This window comes from Streptomyces sp. NPDC048419, assembly GCF_043200415.1.
In the GTDB taxonomy this organism is placed as follows: Bacteria; Actinomycetota; Actinomycetes; order Streptomycetales; family Streptomycetaceae; genus Streptomyces.
This window is the reverse complement of sequence record NZ_JBICXT010000013.1, coordinates 39,517-54,970: the sequence shown is the minus strand read 5'-3', so window position 1 is coordinate 54,970 and position 15,454 is coordinate 39,517. Positions and strand designations below refer to the sequence as shown.

16 protein-coding genes are annotated in these 15,454 nt (G+C 71.9%); 2 read left to right on the top strand and 14 right to left on the bottom strand.

The window, feature by feature from the left end:
* Positions 1 to 155: 155 nt before the first annotated feature.
* Positions 156 to 1,634, top strand: coding sequence for an FAD-binding protein (locus ACGFYN_RS25915; protein ID WP_393868243.1), 1,479 nt, complete (start codon positions 156 to 158; stop codon positions 1,632 to 1,634).
* A gap of 16 nt (positions 1,635 to 1,650) precedes the next feature.
* On the opposite strand, the gene ACGFYN_RS25910 is transcribed toward ACGFYN_RS25915, so the two are convergent.
* The 10 genes from ACGFYN_RS25910 to ACGFYN_RS25865 all read right to left on the bottom strand — a co-directional run bounded on the left by ACGFYN_RS25910 (position 1,651) and on the right by ACGFYN_RS25865 (position 9,574).
* Positions 1,651 to 3,027 (bottom strand): NtaA/DmoA family FMN-dependent monooxygenase, encoded by a 1,377-nt coding sequence (locus ACGFYN_RS25910; protein WP_393868242.1) that lies wholly within the window; start codon positions 3,025 to 3,027, stop codon positions 1,651 to 1,653.
* Positions 3,028 to 3,047: 20 nt separating this feature from the next.
* A complete protein-coding gene (locus tag ACGFYN_RS25905) occupies positions 3,048 to 4,271 on the bottom strand; it encodes an LLM class flavin-dependent oxidoreductase (RefSeq protein ID WP_393868241.1) in 1,224 nt (407 codons plus the stop codon).
* 75 nt (positions 4,272 to 4,346) lie between these two features.
* Entirely contained in the window at positions 4,347 to 4,433 is an 87-nt protein-coding gene (locus tag ACGFYN_RS25900) for a putative leader peptide (RefSeq protein WP_393868437.1), read from the bottom strand.
* A 46-nt stretch (positions 4,434 to 4,479) separates the two neighbouring features.
* Complete coding sequence (locus tag ACGFYN_RS25895; RefSeq protein ID WP_393868240.1) at positions 4,480 to 5,181, bottom strand: GNAT family N-acetyltransferase; 702 nt, start codon at positions 5,179 to 5,181, stop codon at positions 4,480 to 4,482.
* Between the two features lie 36 nt (positions 5,182 to 5,217).
* On the bottom strand, positions 5,218 to 6,240 hold the full coding sequence (locus tag ACGFYN_RS25890; protein ID WP_393868239.1) for an ABC transporter substrate-binding protein: 1,023 nt from the start codon (positions 6,238 to 6,240) through the stop codon (positions 5,218 to 5,220).
* A gap of 53 nt (positions 6,241 to 6,293) precedes the next feature.
* The gene (locus ACGFYN_RS25885) at positions 6,294 to 7,091 is read right to left on the bottom strand and encodes an amino acid ABC transporter ATP-binding protein (protein ID WP_393868238.1); all 798 of its coding nucleotides are present in this window, start codon (positions 7,089 to 7,091) and stop codon (positions 6,294 to 6,296) included.
* Entirely contained in the window at positions 7,088 to 8,068 is a 981-nt protein-coding gene (locus ACGFYN_RS25880) for an amino acid ABC transporter permease (protein ID WP_393868237.1), read from the bottom strand. Before ACGFYN_RS25880 ends, ACGFYN_RS25885 begins: the two co-directional genes overlap by 4 nt.
* Positions 8,069 to 8,253: 185 nt before the next feature.
* Positions 8,254 to 8,412, bottom strand: coding sequence for a hypothetical protein (locus tag ACGFYN_RS25875; protein WP_393868236.1), 159 nt, complete (start codon positions 8,410 to 8,412; stop codon positions 8,254 to 8,256).
* A 104-nt stretch (positions 8,413 to 8,516) separates the two neighbouring features.
* The gene (locus tag ACGFYN_RS25870; RefSeq protein WP_393868235.1) at positions 8,517 to 9,407 is read right to left on the bottom strand and encodes a glutathione S-transferase C-terminal domain-containing protein; all 891 of its coding nucleotides are present in this window, start codon (positions 9,405 to 9,407) and stop codon (positions 8,517 to 8,519) included.
* 56 nt (positions 9,408 to 9,463) lie between these two features.
* On the bottom strand, positions 9,464 to 9,574 hold the full coding sequence (locus ACGFYN_RS25865; protein ID WP_384262904.1) for a putative leader peptide: 111 nt from the start codon (positions 9,572 to 9,574) through the stop codon (positions 9,464 to 9,466).
* Between the two features lie 235 nt (positions 9,575 to 9,809).
* Here ACGFYN_RS25865 and ACGFYN_RS25860 point away from each other — a divergent pair, with 235 nt between their 5' ends.
* Positions 9,810 to 11,081, top strand: a complete 1,272-nt coding sequence (locus ACGFYN_RS25860; protein WP_393868234.1) for a hypothetical protein — start codon at positions 9,810 to 9,812, stop codon at positions 11,079 to 11,081.
* 127 nt (positions 11,082 to 11,208) lie between these two features.
* On the opposite strand, the gene ACGFYN_RS25855 is transcribed toward ACGFYN_RS25860, so the two are convergent.
* From ACGFYN_RS25855 to ACGFYN_RS25840, 4 genes are all read right to left on the bottom strand, one after another.
* The gene (locus ACGFYN_RS25855; RefSeq protein WP_393868233.1) at positions 11,209 to 11,799 is read right to left on the bottom strand and encodes a sigma-70 family RNA polymerase sigma factor; all 591 of its coding nucleotides are present in this window, start codon (positions 11,797 to 11,799) and stop codon (positions 11,209 to 11,211) included.
* A gap of 111 nt (positions 11,800 to 11,910) precedes the next feature.
* The gene (locus ACGFYN_RS25850; RefSeq protein WP_393868232.1) at positions 11,911 to 12,597 is read right to left on the bottom strand and encodes a hypothetical protein; all 687 of its coding nucleotides are present in this window, start codon (positions 12,595 to 12,597) and stop codon (positions 11,911 to 11,913) included.
* Positions 12,598 to 12,628: 31 nt separating this feature from the next.
* Positions 12,629 to 14,068 (bottom strand): NAD-dependent succinate-semialdehyde dehydrogenase, encoded by a 1,440-nt coding sequence (locus ACGFYN_RS25845; RefSeq protein WP_393868231.1) that lies wholly within the window; start codon positions 14,066 to 14,068, stop codon positions 12,629 to 12,631.
* 49 nt (positions 14,069 to 14,117) lie between these two features.
* The gene (locus ACGFYN_RS25840; protein WP_393868230.1) at positions 14,118 to 15,386 is read right to left on the bottom strand and encodes an aspartate aminotransferase family protein; all 1,269 of its coding nucleotides are present in this window, start codon (positions 15,384 to 15,386) and stop codon (positions 14,118 to 14,120) included.
* Between the last annotated feature and the right edge of the window lie 68 nt (positions 15,387 to 15,454).

Below are 15,454 nucleotides of genomic sequence, written 5' to 3'. Positions count from 1 at the left end.
CGGTCGGCCGGCCCACAGTCCGGCGCCGGGGGAGCGGTTGGAGGACGTCACCTTCGGGGGAGGGGGACGTCCTCCAACCCATGTCCGCGTCCGCCAACTCCCCTAGTATGAGCTGGCGTTGACCGTCCCGAGCTGCGTACGAGGTGGTAGTGAACATGCCCCACACACCGTCACGGCGTGCTGTTCTGCGTGGAGTCGCGATCACCGGTGCGGTCGTGATGGGCTTCGACACCGGCACGCGGAGCTGGGCCACGACCGCCTCCGGGTCCGGGTCCGGGTCCGGCCTTGCGAGGGTTCCCGCCCTGGACGGGACGCTCGTCATGGACGACGCCTCGCTCTCGGCCGCCTCCGACGACTACGGCCACATCGTGCACCGCCGCCCCGTCGCCGTCCTGCGCCCCGGCTCGGTCCGGGACGTCGTCGCCATGGTCCGGTTCTGCAACACGCACCGTCTGCCGGTCGCACCTCGCGGCCAGGGGCATGCCACCAACGGCCAGGCGCAGGTCGAGGGCGGGCTGGTCGTCGAAACCGCGACGCTAGCGGACATCGGCCCCGTGGGGCCGCACAGCACGACGGTCACGGTGGGCGCCGGTGCCCGCTGGAGCGAGGTGGCCGAGGCCGCCCTCGCCCACGGCCTCACCCCGCCCGTCTTCACCGACTACCTCGAACTCTCCGTCGGCGGCACCCTGTCCGTCGGCGGCTTCGGCGGCATGACCCACCGGCACGGCGCCCAGGTCGACAACGTCACCGGACTCCAGGTCGTCACCGGAGCCGGCGAGTTCACCGACTGCTCCCCCACCCGCCACCCGGACCTCTTCCACGCCGTCCTGGCCGGTCTCGGCCAGTGCGCGATCGTCGTCGGCGCCACCCTGCGCCTGGTGCGGGCGCCGGAGACCGTACGGCACTACCTGCTGCCGTACGACGACCTGGAGACCTTCCTCGACGACCAGCGCCTCCTCGTCCAGGAGGAACGCTTCGCCTACGTCGAGGGCCAGGTCTCCGCGGACGCCGACGGAGTCTTCCGCGTCCTCACCCTGGAGGCCGCGGCCTACGGACCACCGGCCGGCCCGGCACCGGACGACGCCGTCCTGCTGCGCGGCCTGCGCCACGACCCTGCCGGCGTCGAGCGGACCGACCGTCCCTACTACGACTTCCTCGACCGGATCGCGCCCTCCGTCGAGGCGCTCAAGAAGGCCGGTCTGTGGACGTACGCCCACCCCTGGCTCAATCTGCTGCTCCCCGGGAGGGCCGCGGCCGCCGTCACGGGTGACCTGCTGGACGCCCTGACCCCCGGCGACGTCGGCCCCGGCATCGTCCTCGTCTACCCGGTCCTGCGCGAGCGCCTCACCACTCCCCTGCTGCGCACGCCCGACGACCCCGTGCCGTACCTCTTCGCCGTCCTGCGCACCACGCCGCCCGAGGACACCGCCACCGTCGACCGCCTCCTGGCCGCCAACCGCTCGGCCTACGAGGCGGCCGCGGCGGTCGGCGGCACGCAGTACCCGGTCGGCAGCATCCCCTTCACCCGCGCGGACTGGCGCACCCACTTCGGCTCCGCCTGGCCTCGGTTGGCGGCGGCGAAGCGCAGCTACGACCCGTGCGGGATCCTGGTCCCCGGTCAGGGCGTCTTCTGAGCCCGCGCGGCCGCCTTCACGACGCCACCCGCACCTCGTCGCCGGCCGCGTCGGGGTGCGCGAGGCCCAAGTGGTCCCGGAGGGTCGAGCCCTCGTACTCCGTGCGGAACACGCCCTGTTCCTGGAGCAGCGGTACGACCTTGTCGGCGAAGACGTCGAGGCCGCCGGGGGTGATGTGCGGGACGAGGATGAAGCCGTCGCTCGCGTCGGCCTGCACGAAGTCGTCGATGGTCTTCGCGACCGTCGCCGGGGAGCCGATGAAGGTCTGGCGATTGCCGGTCTCGATGACCAGGTCGCGGATGGACCAGTTGTTGGCGGCGGCCAGTTCGCGCCACTCACGGGCCGTGGCCAGCGGATCGCGGTACATGCGCACCTGGGCCCGGCCGCGGGAGATGTGGTCCTCGCCGACCACCGGGTCGACGTCGGGCAGCGGGCCCTCCGGGTCGTAGGAGGACAGGTCCCGGTTCCAGACGAACTCCAGGTGTTTGATGGCGGTGGCTCCGCTGACCTGCTGCCGGCGTACCTGTTTGGCCAGCTCCTGCGCCTCGGCGTCGGTGTCGCCGAGGACGAAGCTCGCGGCGGGCAGGATGAGCAACTGGTCATGCCGGCGGCCGTATTTGGCGAGCCGCTTCTTCACGTCCTGGTAGAAGGCCTGGCCCGCCTCCAGCGCGGCGTACCGGCTGAAGATCGCGTCCGCACCGGCGGCGGCGAACTCGCGGCCCTCCTCGGAGTCGCCCGCCTGGAAGACGACCGGGCGGCCCTGCGGTGAGCGCGGGACGTCGAACTGGCCCTGGATGTCGAAGTGTTGCCCGCTGTGCACGAAGGAGCCGGCCTGGGCGTCCCGCAGAAAGACGCCCGTCGCCTGGTCGGCGACGATCTCGGCGCCGTGCCAGGAGTCGAAGAGTTCGTTCGCGGTGGCCAGGAACTCCTTGGCGCGGGAGTAGCGCTCCTCCTGCGGCAGGAAGCCGCCGCGGCGGAAGTTCTCGCCGGTGAAGGCGTCCCAGGAGGTGACGACGTTCCAGGCGGAGCGGCCGCCGGAGAGGTGGTCGAGGCTGGCGAACTGGCGGGCCACCTCGTAGGGCTCGTTGAAGGTGGAGTTGATGGTGCCGGTCAGGCCGAGGTGTTCGGTGACGGCGGCGAGTGCGGCGAGCACGGTGAACGTGTCGGGGCGGCCGACCACGTCCAAGTCGTAGATCTTCCCGCCCTGTTCGCGCAGCCTGAGTCCTTCGGCGAGGAAGAGGAAGTCGAACTTGGCGCGCTCGGCGGTCCGCGCGAAGTGCGCGAAGGAGCTGAACTCGATGTGGCTGCCGGCCTCCGGGTCGCTCCATACGGTGGTGTTGTTGACGCCCGGGAAGTGCGCGGCCAGATGGATCTGCTTCTGCGGCTTGCTCATGTCGGTGCGGTCCTTCCGGCTCAGGCGGTGACGCTGGCGCTGGCGGCGTAGCGGTTGGCGGGGCGGGCGAGGCCCAGCAGGCCCCGCAGGGTGTCGGCCTCGTAGGCAGTGCGGAAGGCGCCTCGGCGCTGGAGTTCGGGGACCAGGCCCCGGGAGATCGCCGGCAGGTCGTGTCCGGCGACGGCGGGCCGCAGCCGGAAGCCGCTCAGCCCCTCCTCGCCGAACTCCTGCAGCAGATCCGCGAGTTGAGCGGGCGTACCGGTGAAGACGCGTGCGTCGCTCTCGTACGGTTCTCCCGCGAGGGCGTCGAGGCGTGCGCGCCGGTCCTCGGCGGCGGCCTGGTCGTCGTCTAGGAAGACCACCAGGTCCCCGAAGACGTGCAGGAGTTCGTCTCCGCGCCCGGCGGCCTCCTGCTCGGCGCGGATCTCGGCGACGATCGCGCGGGCATCACCGGTGTCGTGCGGGGTGACGTAGCCGACGTCGGCCTGCCGGGCCACCAGCCGGTACGGCGCCGTCTGGTGGGCGAGCGCGGTGACCAGGGGCTGGCCCTGGGGCGGGCGGGGTGTGATGGAGGGGCCCTTGACGCTGAAGTGGCTGCCTTCGAAGTCGATGTAGTGCAGCTTGTCGCGGTCGATGAAGCGGCCGGTGGCGGCGTCCCGGATCTCGGCGTCGTCCTCCCAGCTGTCCCAGAGCCGGCGCACGACCTCGACATGGTCGGCGGCCTCGTCGAACAGCCCGGTCAGCCGCTCCTGGCCGGCCGGGGTGCGCAGTTCGTCCAGGCTGATCGGCGGGAGGGTGCGGCGGCCGAAGTGGCCGGCCTCGTGCGGGCGGGCGCTGATCTGCACCCGCAGGCCCGCGCGGCCGGCGCTGACGTAGTCGAGGGTGGCGATCGCCTTGGAGATGTGGAACGGCTCGGTGTGGGTGGCGATCACGGTCGGCACCAGACCGATGTGCCGGGTCAGGGGCGCGATCCGGGAGGCGGTCAGTACGGCGTCCAGGCGGCCGCGGACCTGGTCGGTGCGGCCGTCGAGCTCACCGTAGTGGGAGGACTGCAGGCCGAGGCCGTCCTCCAGGGTCACGAAGTCGAGCAGTCCGCGCTCGGCCTCGGCGACCAGGTCGGCCCAGTATCCGGCGGTGAACAGGTCGCGGGGGCGGGCCACCTGCTCGCGCCAGGAGGCGGGGTGCCAGCCGGTGCCGTCGAGGGCGACGGCAAGGTGCAGAGGGGTAGAGCGAGTTGAGGACACGGAGGTGCCTTCCTGAAGGTCCGTACGGGATCGCCGGCGCGCGGGCAGGGGCGCGCGGCGGGGCGGGGCAACGGGTCAGGAGCAACAGAGGGCGCCGGCCACGCGCTGCAGATCGATGTGGGGCCGGGAGTGGAGGCGGACGGCACGGCGTATCCGCGTCACGTGTCCCACCTCCGTACGAGTGCCTTGGACAAGGAGAACGGCATCGCTACGCCGTTTCTTCCAGCACGGCGGCTTCGACCGGTCGCAGGAGGGCGAAGACGGTACGGCTGCGCAGGGTGAAGCCGATCGACTCGTACAGGCGGATCGCGCCCGCGTTGGTGGCACTGGCGTGCAGGAAGGGGCGTTCGCCGCGCTCCTTGATCCCTGCGGCGACCGCGCGCACCAGTCGGGTCGCCAGGCCCTGCCCGCGGTGACCGGGGTCGGTGCACACGGCGCTGATCTCGGTCCAGCCGGGCGGGTGCAGCCGTTCACCGGCCATGGCGACGAGCCGGCCGTGGCGGCGGATGCCGATATACGTGCCCATCGCGACCGTACGCGGCAGGAAGGGGCCGGGCCGGGTGCGGGCGACCAGGTCGAGGATCTCGGGCACGTCGGCGGGACGGAGGCGTACGGCCTCCGGGTCGGCCTCGGCGCGCAGGCCGGTGTCGGTCAACTGCACGCCGTGGCCTGTGCGTACGGTCTCCCAGCCGGGCGGTGGCTGCGTGACACCGCGCACCGACGCCGTGCCGCCCGGGCCGACGAGGGCGGCCAGGTCGGCCCAGGCGCGCGCGTCGGCTGTGTCGGCGACGGCGTGGAAGGAGGTTACGTCGGCCGGGTAGCGGGCCGCTTTGCCGACCCGCTCGGCGAAGTGGGCGTGGGGGCCGGTGAGCGCGGCCCAGGCGGGGTTGTCCAGGACGTGAGAGGACATGGGGTGTCGGCTCCGGTGCTGACGTCGCGTGGTGGGTCAGGAGTTGTCGAGCGGCAGGCCGGGCGGGTTTACCTCGGACTTGGCGACGGCCTCGTTGGAGAGGTTGTAGGCCTTGAGCCACCGGGCGTACTGGCCGTTCTCGATCAGGTGGTCGATGGCGTCGGCGATCGGCTTGGCCAGCCCGCTGCCCTTCTTCGAGGTGGCCGCGATCAGGCCCTGGAGCTTGGCGCCGGCGCCGGAGTAAGTGCCCGCGGTGCGGGTGGCGTTGGACGTGTTCGCGACCTGACGGTTGTGGTAGGCGATGCCGGGGTTGGGGCCGAGGTAGGTGTCGATCTTGCCACTGGACAGGGCCAGGTAGACGCTGTTGCTGTCCTGGAAGTACTTGACCGTCAGCTTCTTGCCCTCCTTGGCCAACTTGGCCTTCCACTCCAGCAGGAGCTTCTCCTGATTGGTGCCGGAGCTGACGGAGACGGTCCTGCCGGCGAGGTTCTCGTAGTCGTCGTCGAAGTTCCAGGTGCTCTTCTTCGGCACCACGAAGGCGAGGTTGTCCTGCCGGTAGGAGGCGAACTCGTACTTCTTCTTACGCTCTTCGGTGTCGGTGACGTTGGAGAAGGCCACGTCGACCTTGCCGCTGTCGATGCCGACGAAGAGGTTCTCCCAGGTGAAGTTCTTCGTCTCGGGTTTCAGGCCGAGGACGGCGGCGACCAGGCGGCCGAAGTCGGGCTCGGCGCCGGTGAGGGTCTTCTGGTCGCTGCCCACGTAGGCCAGCGGCGGGAAGCCGGACGGCAGGGCGCCGATGCCGATCGAGAGCGTGCCGCTCCTTCTGACGGCGGCCGGCAGTTCGGCGCTGATCGACTTCACCTCGGACACCTTGAGGGTGGTCGGTTCGGCGGCGCCGTTGGAGACCTGGCCGATGGTCACGCCCCCGGAGGAGGCGCCGGTGGTGGTGGCGGCGTCGCTGTCCCCACCGCAGGCGGCGAGCCCGGTGGCGAGGGTGGCGACGGCGGTCGCCGTGGTGAGGCCGCGTATCAGGCTGCGTCGGGTGAAGTGGACAGACATGGCCGTTCCTTGTCGCTGGGAGAGGGTGAAGGTGGAGGAGGAGGGCGGTGCGGTCAGAGGACCTTGCTGAGGAAGTCGCGGGTCCGCTCGTGGCGGGGCTTGTCCAGGACCTCCGACGGCGGGCCCTGTTCGACGATCTTTCCGCCGTCGATGAAGACGACCCGGTCGGCGATCTCGCGGGCGAAGCCGATCTCGTGGGTGACGATGACGAGGGTCGTGCCGGTGGCCGCCAAGTCCTTGATGACGGCGAGGACTTCGCCGACGAGTTCGGGATCCAGGGCGGAGGTGGGCTCGTCGAAGAGGACGACGCCGGGGCGCAGCGCGAGGGCGCGGGCGATGGCGACGCGCTGCTGCTGGCCGCCGGACAGCTGCCGCGGGTAGGCGCCTGTTCTGTCGGCGAGGCCGACGCGGCCGAGCAGTTCGCGGGCGAGTTCCTCGGCCTCGGGCCTGCCGAGCCGGCCGGTGGCGACGGGCGCGGCGGCCACGTTGTCCAGCACGGTCAGGTGCGGGAAGAGGTTGAAGTTCTGGAAGACGAAGCCGATCCGGCCGCGCTGGGCCAGGATCGCCCGCTCGCTCAGCTCCTTCAGGCGGTCGCCGTGCCGCTTCACGCCGATCGGCTCGCCGTTGATGCTGACGTGGCCGATCTCGGGCTTCTCCAGGTGGTTGACGACCCGCAGCAGGGTGGACTTGCCGGAGCCGGACGGGCCGAGGATCACGGTGACCTCGCCCGCCCGTACGGTCAGGGAGACCCCGTCCAGCACCCGGTGGGTGCCGTACCACTTGTGTACGTCGTGCACCTCAACGGCGGCGGGGGCGACCTCCGCCAGGGGCTCCAAGGTCTTGGCGGTCATACGGCGGCCTCCCTGCGGATGCGGGCGCGCAGCTCGGTCAGGCCGGTGCGGAGCCTCTGCAACGGCGTCGGCGGCAGGGAGCGCGTGGCGCCCCGGGCGTAGTGCCGCTCGACGTAGAACTGGATGACGGAGACGACGCTCGTCAGGATCAGGTACCAGACGGTGACGACCAGCAGCAGCGGCACGATGTCGCCGGGGTAGGTCGCGCCCATCGTCTGCGCGGAGCCGAACAGGTCCAGCAGCGAGACGTAGAAGACCAGCGAGGTGCTCTTGATCAGGCCGATGAGCTGGTTGACGTAGTTCGGGGTGATCGACCTGAGCGCCTGCGGGAAGACGATCCGCCGGAACTGGTAGCCCTTCGGCAGGCCGAGCGCCGCGGCCGCCTCGTGCTGGCCCTGGTCGACGGAGAGGATGCCGCCGCGGACGACCTCGGCGGCGTAGGCCGCCTCGTTGAGGCTGAGGCCGATGACCGCGACGGCCATGTCGGTGGCGAGCCTGGACTCGTCGAAGGAGAAGAACGCGGGACCGAAGGGAACGCCGACGCTCAACGTCTTGTACAGGGCACTGAAGTTGTACAGGAAGAGCAGGACCACGATGAGCGGGATGGAGCGCAGCGCCCAGGTGTAGGTCCAGCTGACCGCCCGTAGCACGGGGCTCCCGGAGAGCCGGGCCAGCGCGAGGAGGATGCCGCCGGCCAGGCCCAACACGGCGCTGTAGGCCGCCACTTCGAGGGTGATGAGGAGGCCGTCGAGGATGGTCGGCCGCAGGAACCAGTAGCCGAAGCGGTCCCACTGGTAGAAGGGGTTGGTGGTCAGGCCGTGCACGAACTGCACGACGAGGACCAGGACGACGGCGGTGGCGATCCAGCGTCCGGGGCGTCTCAGCGGCAGAACTCGCTGTGCGGTGAGTGGTTTTGACGGGGTGTCGGCGGGCGGCGCCTCGGCGAGGGACACGGCGGCGCCTGGGGGTTGGGTCATGGCGGGCTCCGGCGGAGTGGGACAGCCCGGGCCGCGGTGGGCGTGCGCTGCGGCAGGGCGCAGCGCACGCGGATGCGCGTGAACCGTGGGCTGGGCGGACGACGGCACACCGCACGGGCGGTGTTCGTCAGGGGATGCGGGGACTGCGGGGAGCTGTCAGCCCTCGCGGAGGGCTCGGCGAGGTGTCAGCCCTGGCAGCGGGCGCGGCCCGGTGCGGTGCACGCGGTACACAGTGCGCTGTTCACGCGGAGCAGATCGACGGCGCGGTCGGCGACGAGCGGGTTCGCGTACGGCCGTACGCAGCCCTGGAGGCGGCTCGCGGCCGTCCTGGGAGCTGCGTACATGAGGTCACCGTCGCTGTTCCGGCCCTGCGGGCCTCGCGCTTGCTGGAAAGGGGCCGTCGATCAAGACGGTTGCCCGGAATTCAAGACATGTGTCCGATCGCCTGTCAACGCCGGTCCACCGAGTGGACCTGCTGACAGCCCGCGTACCTGGCCCAGTCCAGGATCTGGACGGCCGCCCCGGCGTCCTCCAGCCCCCGGCAGCGGGCGTGGTGGCGGAGCTCGATGCCGTCGAGGTCGAGGTGCCGGCCGAAGGCGGGGTGGGCGGTCAGGCGGCGGGCGTAGGCCCACAGCGCCGGGTGGGCGGCGATGCGCTGCACGGCCGAGGCGTCCAGGTGGTGACGGTGCACGGTGTCGAGCTGGACCAGCGCGACCCACAACTCGACGTCCGCGGCGGTCACTTCGTCGCGGATCAGGTACGTGCGGCCGTCGAGCCACCGCTCCAGCGCGCCCAGCGTCTCCAGGAGTGCTTCGAGTGCCGCGGTACGCTGCGCCGGCTCGCCGCCGGCCGTTCCGGCTCGCTGGGCGGCGTCCTCGATGCCCTGGGCGCACATCCGCTCGACGGCCTCGATCTCCGACTCCGCGCCGCACGGGTACGGCTGGGGCCGGTCGCGGCCGAAGCGCCGGGCGAGGTCGCGCATGATGTCCGGGGCGTGCGTGCTGACGATCCGTCCGGACCAGTCGTCGCTGAGGACCGGCGCGGTCGCCGGACCGGTGTAGCGGTGGGCACTCGCCTCGTACAGCGGACGCAGGACCGCGTGGCCGCTCTCGGGGCAGTCGGGGACGGCGGGCAGGAAGGTGGCGGGACACACGGCGCCGAGGCCGATCAGGCTGTGGGTGACGGCGATGCGCAGGCCGTCGGGACAGGCGGTCGACAGATGCAGCCGGTAGCGGCCGGGCACGGCGTAGTGGCCGCTGCGGGCGTCGCTGCCGATCCGGCCCCGGAAGACGGGCTCGGACCGGTCGGAGATGTGGGCGGCCAGCGGTGTGACGGACATGGTTCTCCCCGGGAGTGGGCGCGGACGTACGCGCGGCGGAGGCGACGTCGGGCTGCTCAGCCCTGGGGGCTGATCGAGCTGCACACGCGCTGCAGGTCGATGTGCCGGCGGGACGTGAGAAGGAGCGCACGAATCACGCGGACGGTGACCGGCTCAAGGCGCCTCATACTTCCCTACCCATTCACTAGGATTCCCATCTGGAGTGTCGGTCCGGCACGGAGCCACGTCAAGAGAGCCGTCCCGCATCGCGGACACCTCGATGGAACGCGCCCCTCGCATCACCGGCGCACCCATGGGTCCCAGTGCAACCATCCGGCGCTTCGGTATGTCTCCTGTGGTGGAACTCGCGTTCCCACGCAGTTTGTTCGCCCGCCACCGATGCTTCACCAGAGGACCCCCCACATGCTCCAGAGCTCTTCCCGTCTCCGTCCGCTTCGCCAGACCGCAGGCGCGGTCGGCGCCGTCGCGCTGATCGCGCTGGGTGCCGCACCGGCTGTCGCCGACGACGGCTCCGCGGCCGTGAGACTGGGCGAAGTGGCCCCGATGGACGGAGTGAAGCCGGGCAGCAGCGTCGACGTTCCGGTCACCTTCACCAACACGGGCACCGCGGCGGCGGACAAGGTCTGGCTCTCGTACACCGTCACGCGCGGCCTGAGCCACACCGAACTCCCCTCCAACTGCCTTCGCTACGAGGTCCCCGCCTACGACGAGGCGCCGAGCCAGTCCCAGGCGGTCTGCGAGTTCGACCAGACCGTCAAGCCCGGCACGGTCTACGCGCCCGAGAAGGCGCTGACGCTGAAGGTCCTCGACCACGCGCTCTACGACCGGCTGCGCGTCGTGGTGGAGACCACCGAACCCGGCCTCGACGACAACGCGAGCGAGCCCGTGCGCGGCACCGGTCCCGCGGTCAAGCTCGTGGAGCAGCCGAACGCCTCCCCGGCCGGCCCGGGCGGCGACCACCCCGACTGGGACGACGCCAACGTGAAGGTGACCGCGGACAACACGGCCGACTTCAAGGTGACGGGCGACCAGCTCAAGGGCGCCGTCGGCCACACGGTCGACCTGAAGGTGAACTTCACCAACGCGGGGCCGGGCTGGGTGCTGCGGGACGGGACCGTCTCGGTGACCAAGGTCCGCATCAAGATGCCGGCCGGTACGACGGTGACCAAGGGCCACGGTTTCTGCGACAAGGTGGCCTCCGGCACCTACGAGTGCGGCACCAGCGAGTCCTGGCAGGACGAGGGCACCGGGGAGACCTACACCTTCAAGCTGCGGATCGACAAGGCGGTGCCGGGGGCCAAGGGTTCGGTGACGCTGGCCGGTGAGCCCCGGCCGTTCGACAAGAACACGGCGGACGACACGGCCGCCATCACGCTCGCCGTCTCCGGCGGCGGCTCGACGGGCGGCTCCGGATCAGCGACGGGCGGCTCCGGCTCGGCCGGCGGTTCCGGGGGCTCCTCGACCGCCACCCCGAGCGCGGGCGCCGGCTCCGGCGACGGCTCCTCGGGCGGCGACTCCACCGCTGGCACCTCGAACTCCCCTGCCGCGGATGGCGACTTGGCGAGCACCGGATCCGGCGCGACGCTGCCCATCGCGGGGGCGGCGGCTGCGGCTGTCGCCGCGGGTACGGGGGCGGTCGTGGTGGCGCGCCGCCGCAGGGCCGCTCGGCGGTAGCGCTTTCGCTGGATTCGGCCGGTTCGTCTCTGCGGGTGCGTGGGGGCTGGTCGCGCAGTTCCCCGCGCCCCTATGGGTTGGCTGCACCGACCGGCCCTCACAAGCACCGCGTGTGAGGGCCGGTCGTTCATGTGCGTGCGTGTTCGTCCAACTGGTTCAGCAGGGTTTCGCGCGCTCGGGCCGCCCGCGAACGGACTGTGCCCACCGGGCAGTTGGTCAGCTCGGCCGCCTCGGCGTAGGGCAGGCCGAGGAGTTGGGTCAGGACGAAGGCCTGGCGGCGTTCCTCGGGCAGGGCGGCGAGGAGGTCGAGCAGGGCGATGCCGTCGTCGAAGCCGGGCAGGCCGCGCGGTTGGGCCTTCTCCACGGCCAGTTGCCAGTCCGGCACGTCGGACAGGCGGGGCCGGGCGGCGGCGTACCGGTAGCTGTCGGTCACCGCGCGGCGGGCGATGGCCAGCAGCCAGGTGCGTGCCGAGAAGCGGCCCTCGAACCGGTGCAGGCTGCCGAGCGCGCGCAGGAACGTGTCCTGCGCCAGGTCGTCGACCGCCTGCGGATCGGCGCACAGATGGGCGACGTAGCGCCGGACGTCTCGGTGCAGGGCGCGGACGAGGTGGTCCACGGCGACGGTGTCGCCACCGCGGGCGGCCAGCGCCCAAGCGGTCGTCGACTCGTCCTGTGCGGCATGGCGGCAATGGGTGGAGCGGAGGGCAGGAGTGATCACCTGGTGTCCTTCTCGGGTGGTCCGCGACGGGGAGACGGCCGTACGGCGCCTGTGCGGGCGTACGACCGTGGCCCGAGGCGCAGTTGGGCGTCCTCGGGGTACCGGCTGTCTTCAGACGACAGCGGTCCCCGGAGGCGGGCCCCGAGAGGTGATCGCGTGGACGAGGAGGAGTCGCGGCGCCCGTGCCGAGCGGCGCCGGCGGGCGCGGACGCGCGGGCGGTCCGGGGTGTCGGGCAGGGCGAGCAGCAGCCGTAGCGGCGCCGTCAGCCAGCCGACCAGCGCCCGCAGGATGCGGAAGGCGGCGCGTTCGCCGTAGGCCAGCCACAGCCCGCAGAGGAGCGCGGCGAGGAGGTGGGCGGCGAGCATGCCGAACGACCAGGAGCCACCGGCGGATTGGCCCATGCCACCCATGTCGCCGCTGCCGGGCATCGAGGCCATGCCCATGCCCATGTCCATGTCCATGTGCGCCATGGACATGTGGGTCGCGTCCATCTGCGCCATGGACATGGAGTTCATGGAGCTCATGGAGTCCGTACCGCCCGTCGCCGACTGCGCCAGCGAGAACGCCGAGTGCAGCGCCGTCTGGGCGGCGACCACGACCGTCACGATCAGCGGGAGGCCGCGTTCACGGCCCGCCAGGCACCAGCCGGCGCCACCTGTGACGATCGCGGCAGCGGCAAGTGCCCACGCGGGCACGTCGGTTCCGGACATCATCACGTGGCCGAGGGCGGCGAGCAGCACGCAGACGGCCGCGAACACCGCGGCCCGTAGCGTGCGAGAACACCACCCTGCTGTCATGGCGCCCTCATCCTCGCATCCGGCGCATAGGTCAGCGCACGGGTACCGCCAAGTACTGGTACTCCAGGAACTCCTCGATGCCGACCCGGCCGCCCTCGCGTCCGAGTCCGGACTGCTTGACGCCTCCGAAGGGCGCTGCCGGGTTGGAGACCAGGCCCGTGTTGAGGCCGACCATGCCGACCTCCAGCCGCTCCCCGATGCGCAGGGCCCGGTCCAGGCCCTCGGTGAAGAGGTAGCCGACCAGTCCCCAGGGGGTGTCGTTGGCGCGGTCGACGACCTCGTCCTCCTCGTCGAAGGTGAGGATCGCCGCCACGGGTCCGAAGATCTCCGTGTCCATCAGACGGCTTCCGGGGGCGACGTCCGTGAGCACGGTGGGCGGATAGAAGCAGCCCGGCCCCTCGGGCCTACGGCCGCCGACGAGCACGCGGGCACCGCGTTCCACCGCGTCGGCCACGAGTTCCTCGACCTTGGCGCGGCCGGCCGCGTCGATGAGCGGTCCGACGTCGACGCCGTCGCGCGTGCCGGGGCCCACCACGAGCGCGCCCATCCGCTCGGCCAGCCGCCGCCCGAACTCCTCGGCCACGGCACGGTGGACGAAGAAGCGGTTGGCCGCCGTGCACGCCTCCCCCATGTTCCGCATCTTGGCGACCATGGCGCCGGCCACGGCCACGTCGAGGTCGGCGTCGTCGAAGACGATGAACGGCGCGTTGCCGCCCAGCTCCATCGAGGTCCGTACGACGGTCTCGGCGCACTGGGCGAGCAGCAGCCGCCCGACGGCGGTGGAGCCGGTGAAGGAGAGCTTGCGGATGCGCCCGCCGCGCAGGAGCGGTTCGCACACCTCCCCCGCGCGGGAGGTGGTGACGACGTTCAGCACGCCTTCGGGCAGCCCGGCCTCCTTGAGGATCGCGGCGAGCGCCAGGCTGGCCAGGGGCGTCTGCGGGGCCGGTTTGAGCACCATGGTGCAGCCCGCGGCGATGGCGGGGCCGATCTTGCGGGTGCCCATGGCCAGGGGGAAGTTCCACGGGGTGATGAGCAGACAGGGGCCCACCGGGCGGCGGGTGAGCAGCATGCGGTTGCGGCCGTCGGGGACGGTGCCGTAACCGCCGTCGATACGGACCGCCTCCTCCGAGAACCAGCGGAAGAACTCGGCGGCGTAGGCGACTTCGCCGCGTGCCTCGGCCAGCGGCTTGCCCATCTCGGCGGTCATCAGGCGGGCGAGTTCGTCGGTGCGGTCGAGGATGATCTCGTGGGCGCGGCGCAGGATCTCACTGCGGGCGCGAGGTGCCGTACGGGCCCACTCCCGCTGGGCGTCGACGGCCGCGTCCTCCGCGAGCCGGGCGTCCTTGGGGCCGGCGTCGGCGACGTGCGCGAGGATGTCGCCGGTCGCGGGGTCGTCGACGGGCATGGTGGCGCCGTCCAAGGCGTCGACCCAGGCTCCGCCGATGAACAATTGCGTGGGTGTGTCGGTCATGGGGTCTCTCCTGGTGGCTGGGCCGGCTGTGCGGAGGGGCGGGCGTCGGTCATCGGCCCGCCTGCCCGGCGGTCCCGGCCGCTACTGCCTTCGCCCACGCCTGGAGTCCCTCGTCCACCGCGCTCTCGTCGATGACCAGCGCGGGGATCATGCGTACGACCTGGTTCCAGGCCCCGCACAGGAGCAGGAGCAGGCCCTCCTCGACGGCGGCCCGCTGCACGCGGGAGGCGGTGTCCGGGTCGGGGCTGCCGTCCTCGGTGACGAACTCACTGGCCAGCATGAGGCCGAGGCCGCGTACGTCGCCGATGGCGGCCGTACGGTCGGCGATCTCCTCAAGGCCCGCGCGCAGGCGTGCGCCCATGGCGTCGGCGTTCTCGACGAGCTTCTCCTCGCGTACGACGTCGAGGGTGGCGCAAGCGGCGGCGCAGGCAACGGCGTTGGCGCCGTACGTGCCGCCCTGCGAGCCCGGCCAGGCCTTGCTCATCAGCTCCTCGGATGCGGCGATGCCCGACAGGGGGAAGCCGCTGGCCAGGCCCTTGGCGGTGACCAGGATGTCGGGGGTGACGCCGAAGTGGTCGTGGCCCCAGAAGCGGCCGGTGCGGCCGACGCCGGTCTGCACCTCGTCGAGGATCAACAGGAAGCCGTGGCGGTCGGCCCGCTCGCGCAGACCCTCCAGGAAGGCGCGGTTGGCGGGCACGTAGCCGCCCTCGCCGAGGACCGGTTCGACGATGACGGCGGCGGTGTCGGCGGGCGAGGAGATGGTCTGCAGGGTGTAGTCGAGTTCGGTGAGGGCGAAGCGGGTCGCGGTCTCCTCGTCCCAGCCGTAGCGGAACGCCGTGGGGAACGGGGCGACGACCACACCGCCCATCAGCGGGGAGAAGCCGGAGCGGAAGCGGATGCCGGAGGTGGTCATGGAGGCGGCGGCGACGGTACGGCCGTGGAAGCCGCCGTGGCAGACGAGCACGTTCGGGCGGCCGGTGGCCTGGCGGGCCAGCCGCAGTGCGGCCTCGACGGCCTCGCTGCCGGAGTTGGTGAAGAACAGGCTGTCCAGACCGGCCGGCAGCACCTCCCCGAGCTTCTCGACGAGCTGCCTCAGGGGCCGGTGCATGACGGTCGTGTACTGCCCGTGGATGAGCGTGCCGACCTGTTCCTGAGCGGCGGCCACGACTTTGGGGTGGCAGTGGCCGGTGCTGGTGACGCCGATGCCGGCGGTGAAGTCGAGGTAGCGGCGGCCCTCCTCGTCGTAGAGGTGGACGCCTTCGCCCCGGGCCGCCACGACGGGCGTGGCCTGGCGGAGGTGCGGCGACAGTGCGGTCATGGTGGCCTCCTGGGCCGTACGGGGGGACTCCGTCCTTTCGAGCGTCCCGGCCCCGGTGGGAGACGACA

Excerpts from the sequence above, each read along its gene's own strand:
- ACGFYN_RS25860 (WP_393868234.1), top strand. The coding sequence starts at position 9,810 with ATGCTCCAGAGCTCTTCCCGTCTCCGTCCGCTTCGCCAGACCGCAGGC.
- ACGFYN_RS25915 (WP_393868243.1), top strand. The coding sequence starts at position 156 with ATGCCCCACACACCGTCACGGCGTGCTGTTCTGCGTGGAGTCGCGATC.
- ACGFYN_RS25850 (WP_393868232.1), bottom strand. The coding sequence starts at position 12,597 with ATGACAGCAGGGTGGTGTTCTCGCACGCTACGGGCCGCGGTGTTCGCG.
- ACGFYN_RS25885 (WP_393868238.1), bottom strand. The coding sequence starts at position 7,091 with ATGACCGCCAAGACCTTGGAGCCCCTGGCGGAGGTCGCCCCCGCCGCC.
- ACGFYN_RS25895 (WP_393868240.1), bottom strand. The coding sequence starts at position 5,181 with ATGTCCTCTCACGTCCTGGACAACCCCGCCTGGGCCGCGCTCACCGGC.
- ACGFYN_RS25880 (WP_393868237.1), bottom strand. The coding sequence starts at position 8,068 with ATGACCCAACCCCCAGGCGCCGCCGTGTCCCTCGCCGAGGCGCCGCCC.
- ACGFYN_RS25870 (WP_393868235.1), bottom strand. The coding sequence starts at position 9,407 with ATGTCCGTCACACCGCTGGCCGCCCACATCTCCGACCGGTCCGAGCCC.
- ACGFYN_RS25840 (WP_393868230.1), bottom strand. The coding sequence starts at position 15,386 with ATGACCGCACTGTCGCCGCACCTCCGCCAGGCCACGCCCGTCGTGGCG.
- ACGFYN_RS25865 (WP_384262904.1), bottom strand. The coding sequence starts at position 9,574 with ATGAGGCGCCTTGAGCCGGTCACCGTCCGCGTGATTCGTGCGCTCCTT.
- ACGFYN_RS25875 (WP_393868236.1), bottom strand. The coding sequence starts at position 8,412 with ATGTACGCAGCTCCCAGGACGGCCGCGAGCCGCCTCCAGGGCTGCGTA.
- ACGFYN_RS25845 (WP_393868231.1), bottom strand. The coding sequence starts at position 14,068 with ATGACCGACACACCCACGCAATTGTTCATCGGCGGAGCCTGGGTCGAC.
- ACGFYN_RS25890 (WP_393868239.1), bottom strand. The coding sequence starts at position 6,240 with ATGTCTGTCCACTTCACCCGACGCAGCCTGATACGCGGCCTCACCACG.
- ACGFYN_RS25910 (WP_393868242.1), bottom strand. The coding sequence starts at position 3,027 with ATGAGCAAGCCGCAGAAGCAGATCCATCTGGCCGCGCACTTCCCGGGC.